The 6,263-nt window shown below is 45.6% G+C and carries 5 protein-coding genes; 2 read left to right on the top strand and 3 right to left on the bottom strand.

Annotated features, from left to right (window positions below; all coding sequences use genetic code 11):
• Positions 1-101: 101 nt before the first annotated feature.
• The 3 genes from BMX05_RS11445 to yhbY all read right to left on the bottom strand — a co-directional run bounded on the left by BMX05_RS11445 (position 102) and on the right by yhbY (position 3,337).
• Positions 102-2,324: a CHASE2 domain-containing protein gene (locus BMX05_RS11445; protein WP_245710715.1), complete on the bottom strand. Its 2,223-nt coding sequence runs from the start codon at positions 2,322-2,324 to the stop codon at positions 102-104.
• Positions 2,306-2,794, bottom strand: a complete 489-nt coding sequence (locus BMX05_RS11440; RefSeq protein ID WP_093312064.1) for a Dps family protein — start codon at positions 2,792-2,794, stop codon at positions 2,306-2,308. Before BMX05_RS11440 ends, BMX05_RS11445 begins: the two co-directional genes overlap by 19 nt.
• A 231-nt stretch (positions 2,795-3,025) precedes the next feature.
• Positions 3,026-3,337 (bottom strand): ribosome assembly RNA-binding protein YhbY, encoded by a 312-nt coding sequence (gene yhbY / locus BMX05_RS11435; RefSeq protein ID WP_093312062.1) that lies wholly within the window; start codon positions 3,335-3,337, stop codon positions 3,026-3,028.
• 160 nt (positions 3,338-3,497) lie between these two features.
• On the opposite strand from yhbY, the gene rlmE reads away from it, so the two are divergent.
• Entirely contained in the window at positions 3,498-4,118 is a 621-nt protein-coding gene (rlmE, locus tag BMX05_RS11430) for a 23S rRNA (uridine(2552)-2'-O)-methyltransferase RlmE (protein WP_093312059.1), read from the top strand.
• Positions 4,119-4,264: 146 nt separating this feature from the next.
• Positions 4,265-6,244: an ATP-dependent zinc metalloprotease FtsH gene (gene ftsH / locus BMX05_RS11425; protein ID WP_093312056.1), complete on the top strand. Its 1,980-nt coding sequence runs from the start codon at positions 4,265-4,267 to the stop codon at positions 6,242-6,244.
• Positions 6,245-6,263 lie beyond the last annotated feature (19 nt).

The following is a 6,263-nucleotide window of genomic DNA, read 5'->3' as shown; positions in this document are numbered from 1 at the left end:
AAGGCCGTTTTCTTGGTGAGCAAGCGCAAGGAGCTATGTCCGCTTTTGAGGCACAGCACTTACAAGAAAATATTCAGGGTGTGATTGGTTTAGAACGTTAATTATTTGCTTGTGTGACTAAAAACACCATCCCAATCAGCAGGAGGCGGTTGTTCTAGATAAGTCTGGCATCTTTGGATATAGAGAGCGGCCACAGGGTCGCTTTCCTGTTGTAACTGATTGAAAATTGCAAGCGCTTCGCAGAACTTGGCATTTTGGTAAGCAGCTAATCCTGCATGATATGCTTGCATAAAGTCGGCTGTATATTGTTGTGGCTGAAAAGGCTGATAAATCCAGATTGGCTGTTGGCGGCCTTTCACTCGGACTTGATCTAAACGGCGACAAGGAATCTTGTCTTGCAAATGTATCCTTGTAGTTTCACTAATGATAATCGGGACTTGATATATTTTAGTCAGACCTTCAAGACGCGAGGCAAGATTGACATTATCACCCATCACAGTATAGGCCATGCGGAAGTTAGAACCCATATTGCCGACGTGCATGGTACCTGTATTAATACCTACTCCCATAGTGAGATTGGGCTTACCCTCAGCACTTAATTTGGGATTTAACTCAGTAAGCGCCTCTTGCATGGCAAAAGCGCTGATCACTGCATGATAGGCATGTTGCGTATCTTGCAAAGGCGCTCCCCAAAAAGCCATAACGGCATCACCCATATATTTATCAATGGTACCTCTGTGTTGCTGAATGGCTTGGGTTAGCTCATTGAGTAGCTGATTCATCAGGTCTGTGAGCTGATGTGGTGTCAAAGATTCAGAAATCTGTGTGAAATTACGTACATCGGAAAATAGGACACTCAGCTCTTTTTGTTCTCCAGATAAATTCAGAACTTGTTTGTGTTGAATGACCTCATGCACTAATTCAGCCGGAATATATTGCCCAAAAAGATGCGCAACACGGGCTTTTTCTTGATTTTCTCGCCAGAAATTCATCACCAAATGCCAGCCAGACAAAGACACAATTAAAACAAGGCCAGAAGCAACAGGCAAAATCCACCCTTGCTGCCAAAAATACCAGTTAAAACCGAGCCAAGTACCTGTTAGAGCAAGAGTAAAACTAAAGAGAGCAAAAGCTTGCAAACGTGGAAAAATAAATAAGGTCAATAAGCTGATCAAAATTAAACTGACTAGCTCAGCACCAAGCATCCAGCGCGGATGCGCACGAAAATTCTGATGTAGCAGCCCTGCTAGCAAGCTTGCATTGACCTCAACTCCAGGATAAACATTACCCACAGGCGTTGAACGTAAATCAAGTAAACCAGGTGCAGTGGCGCCCATAATCGCTAGACTACCGACAAGCGCGTCTTGCGGGATTCTACGATGCAAAATATCGGTTGCAGACAAATACTTGAATTGGCCTTGCTTGCCATACCAAGGGACGTAAACACCAGCTGCTTGATCCACTGGGATTTGAAAGCCACCGATATCCAATCCTTCTAGTTGATAGCGATCTAAATGCATGGCGACTTGTAAATGCACTGGCGGTTGACCCAACAGATGAAGAAACATCGCGAGCGGTAAACTTGGATACAGTTGTTGCTGATATGCCTGTAATAGGGGAACACGTCGGAATACACCGTCTTGATCGACCAAAGGGTTATCAAAAAAGCCCCCACCTTGAGCCCAAGTCTGTAACAAGGGGATATTCGCTGTGTAGCGTTTCGGTGTAATCCAAGCAAGCTGTTGCCAAATAGCGGCTTCTGGAGTCACAGGTTCAAGCGCTTTTGGTAGTAAGCCCAAAGGTGGCGGGTCTTTATCTGTGACTGAACTTTGAAAATGATAGCCAAGGATAATGGGATACTGGGCGAGTGCTTGTGCTAAGGCTTGATCGCCACTAGATGGCGCTGGGATGTGCGCAAGTTCAGGATAGCGTGCTTGTTGGAGTGCCCAATAGTGAGCCAGCAGATTATTTTCTGGTTCAGCAAAAATAATATCCATGCCGAGCATACCCAGTTGGTAATGCTCAAATAAGCTATGCATTAGCTGAGCAAGGCGCTCTCTGGGCCAAGGCCACTGGCCGACTTCATATAAACTACGCTCATCAAGATCCACAATAATAATTTGCGGATCAGCCTGATGGGGCAAAGTGGCATTAACGCGCCAGTCGTAAGCAAGCCACTCAAAGCGTTGCATGATAGGCAAAGGCCAGATTCCAGCGGCTGCCGCTAAAAGAAGTAAACTTAAAGCAAGCGCCACCAAGCTTTGCAAACTCAGCCAAACAAAGTGCCGGCGGCGCTTGTTGGGTGTTAGGCTCGATCTAGCCAAGCGTTTAACATCCAGAGATGTTTTTCTTGCTGTGCAATATAATCACTCATCAAAGCTGCTGTACCCTCATCACCTGCATCTGCTGCGAGTTTTAGTAGATCACGTTCTAGCTCGATTAAATGTTGATAACCTGAGACTAAGCCTTGTACACAGGCTTTCCCCTGAACTACTTTCTTGGCTTCTTTAATTTGGCTATTGGCCAAATAGTCGCTAAATGCATGTAAAGGCTGTCCACCGAGTGTTAGTACGCGCTCTGCAATCTCATCAACCTTGGTGAGCAAGTCTGTATAATGTTCTTCAAATTTAAGATGTAATTCAAAAAAGGCAGCACCACGGATATTCCAGTGATAACCACGTGTGTTCATATAAAAAATTTGATAGTTAGCCAGTAATTGATTGAGTGCTTGTGCTAATGCATTGGCTTGACTGGCATCCAATCCAATAGGGTTTTTCTTACTTTTTTTACTCATGCCCGATACTCCTTAATAAAAAGCACATTGCTTAAGATACGCCATATTTTAGCTTTAGCGCATTTTTCATCGTTGAGAATAACGAACTTTACCCCATCAACGCTAACAAAATCTGTGTATGCTTTCCATAATAAAAAGCTATTAGATTTTTTATTTTTTTAGTATTAATAAATGATAAAGGCGCCTTGATCCATGCAGGCCAAGGCGCGCGAGTCAGCACATCAGAGTGCGTTAATCACTAAAACGTGTCAGATTGGAGAGCTTGGCATTAGGTTTAGCGGCTTTGCGATAATAAAGTACAACCTTGCCTATTTTTTGTACGATGAGGGCATTGACTTGCTGAGCTGCTTGTTCGATCAAAGCATCGCGTTGTTCACGATCTGAGATACTAAAGCGGACTTTGATCAGTTCGTGATCTTGCAATGCGCGTTCAATCTCAGCAATAACACCAGTTGTAAGGCCTTTTTCAGCCACTAGAACGACAGGATTGAGCTGATGGCCAATACTACGGAAATGTTTTTTTTGGTCGTTGGATAAACTCATGATAAGCAAACTCAGGCAAAAAAGGAGGGCTGAGCTTGGAAGCTCAGAAGCGAGCATCATAGCATGGCAAAAGTAAAGCACTCTAGGCTTTCTGTTATCTGGCTCTAGGTAGGGTATACTAAAAACTTTATTTTGACTCAAGTAGGAGGCGTTATCCTCTGTGGCGCGTTCAAAATCTAGTGCAGGCTGGCTGCGAGAACACTTTGATGACCCATATGTACAGCGCTCACGCGCGGATGGTTACCGCTCGCGTGCAAGTTATAAATTATTGGAGATTGATGAAAAAGATAGAGTTCTACGTCCTAGAATGACAGTGATTGATCTGGGAGCCGCGCCTGGTGGCTGGACACAAATTGCTGTAGATAAAGTAGGAGACCTGGGCTTTGTGCTCGCTTCGGATATTTTAGAAATGGAGCCTGTTGCAGGTGCTCACTTTATACAGGGTGATTTCACTGAAGACGAAGTACTCGCGGCTATTTTGCAAACTTTAGCAGATCGCCCAGTAGACCTTGTGATTTCCGATATGGCCCCCAATATGAGTGGTATGACAGCTATTGATCAACCCAAGGCGATGTACTTGGTCGAACTTGCCTTAGATCTTGCATTGCAAGTGCTCAAACCGGAAGGTGACTTTTTGGTCAAGGTCTTTCAAGGTGAGGGGTTTCAGGCGTATCATCAAAGTCTAAAGCAGCATTTTAAACAAGTGCTAACCCGCAAGCCAGAAGCTTCCAGAGCGCGTTCTCGTGAAGTGTATTTTCTCGCGCGCGGTTTCAAAGGCTAAATCAACTAGGTACTTAAGGTATCCTAAGGATTTTCAGATCTAAAAATCGGCTTGAACATCTTAAGCTGCATCAAGGTCTAAAACCGCGAACGTGAGCACCTCCGCTTCACATCATCGCCACACAACAAGCAAAAGAGGGTATTCCCTTGAACGATATGGCAAAGAATCTCATTTTGTGGCTGATCATCGCCGCCGTCTTGCTCACAGTGTTTAACAACTTTAGTGTCGAAAACACGCCTGCAACCATGAATTATTCTGAATTCGTGCGTCAGGTTCAGCAAGACCAAGTACGCCGCGTACTCATTGATGGATATTCCATTTATGGGGAGCGTAGCGATGGCAGTCGTTTTGAAACTGTGCGTCCTGCAGCAGAAGATCCCAAATTAATTGATGATCTTCTTGCGCACAACGTATTAATTGAAGGACGCAAACCTGAACAACAAAGCATTTGGTCACGTTTGTTGATTGCCAGCTTCCCCATCTTATTGATTATGGCAATCTTCATTTTCTTTATGCGTCAGATGCAAGGCGGAGGTGGTGGACGTGGCGGTCCTATGAGCTTTGGCAAGTCAAAAGCCCGTTTGTTGACCGCAGATCAGATTAAAACTACCTTCGCCGATGTTGCCGGCTGTGATGAAGCAAAAGAAGACGTTAAGGAACTGGTTGATTTCTTACGTGATCCGAGCAAATTCCAGCGTTTAGGCGGTAAAATCCCGCGTGGTGTGTTAATGGCAGGCCCACCAGGAACAGGTAAAACCTTGCTTGCAAAAGCGATTGCAGGGGAAGCACGTGTACCTTTCTTTACCATCTCAGGTTCGGACTTTGTAGAAATGTTCGTGGGTGTTGGTGCATCACGCGTGCGCGATATGTTCGAACAAGCGAAGAAGCAATCGCCTTGTATCATCTTTATCGATGAGATTGATGCTGTCGGTCGCCATCGTGGCTCAGGTATGGGCGGAGGTCATGACGAGCGTGAGCAAACATTAAACCAGCTATTGGTTGAGATGGATGGTTTCGAGCCGAATGATGGCATTATTGTGATTGCAGCAACCAACCGTCCAGATGTTTTAGATCCTGCACTTTTGCGTCCGGGGCGCTTTGACCGTCAAGTCGTTGTTGGTTTGCCGGATATTCGTGGCCGTGAGCAAATCCTAAAAGTGCATATGCGCAAGGTACCGTTAGCGGAAGGTGTCGATCCGAGCATTATTGCACGAGGTACCCCAGGGTTTTCAGGTGCAGACCTCGCCAACTTGGTGAACGAAGCTGCTTTATTCGCCGCGCGCCGTGATAAGCGTTTGGTGACGATGGAAGAGTTTGACAATGCAAAAGACAAAATCATGATGGGTGCTGAGCGCAAGAGCATGGTGATGTCGGAAAAAGAAAAACTCAACACTGCCTATCACGAAGCAGGTCATGCGATTGTTGGGCGTTTAATGCCAGAACATGATCCTGTATACAAGGTCTCGATTATTCCGCGCGGCCGTGCCCTCGGGGTGACCATGTTCCTGCCTGAAGAAGATAGGTACAGCCAAAGCCGTCGTGCTTTGATTAGCCAAATTTGCTCTTTGTTTGGTGGTCGTATTGCTGAAGAAATGACCCTAGGTTTCCAAGGTGTGACCACAGGTGCATCTAATGATATTAAGCGCGCAACCGAATTGGCGCATAATATGGTGGCTAAGTGGGGGTTGTCTTCCACTATGGGGCCTTTGATGTATGATGAAGATGATTCACATCAGTTTCTAGGCGGCGCAAGTGCAGTACCTCATGGACGTTTTAGCTCGCCAGAGACGACCACTAAACTAGACAAAGAAGTACGTAGTATTATTGATGAATGCTATCAAAAAGCCAAAGACCTGTTAGAAGAACACAGGGATAAGCTCGACTTGATGGCAGAAGCGCTCATGCAGTACGAAACCATAGATGCCAAGCAAATTGATGACATTATGGCTGGGCGTAAGCCGCGTCCCCCAGAAGATTGGGATGATTCGCAAGGTGGGGGTTTGAAAACGGATGTACCAACAGAAATCAAACTAGATGTTGATGCCAAGGAGGAAGACGAGGAAGAAGAAACGCCAAGTCGTCGTCCTCAAGATCCCTTAAGTGGACCCACGCCGCCAAGTCACTAGATCTTTCGCGGATGTAAGC

This window comes from Allopseudospirillum japonicum (genome assembly GCF_900108915.1).
Lineage (GTDB): Bacteria > Pseudomonadota > Gammaproteobacteria > Pseudomonadales > Halomonadaceae > Pseudospirillum > Pseudospirillum japonicum.
This window is presented reverse-complemented; position numbering and strand designations above follow the sequence as displayed.

Coding starts and splice junctions, on each gene's coding strand:
- BMX05_RS11440 (WP_093312064.1), bottom strand. CDS start 2,794: ATGAGTAAAAAAAGTAAGAAAAACCCTATTGGATTGGATGCCAGTCAA.
- yhbY (WP_093312062.1), bottom strand. CDS start 3,337: ATGAGTTTATCCAACGACCAAAAAAAACATTTCCGTAGTATTGGCCAT.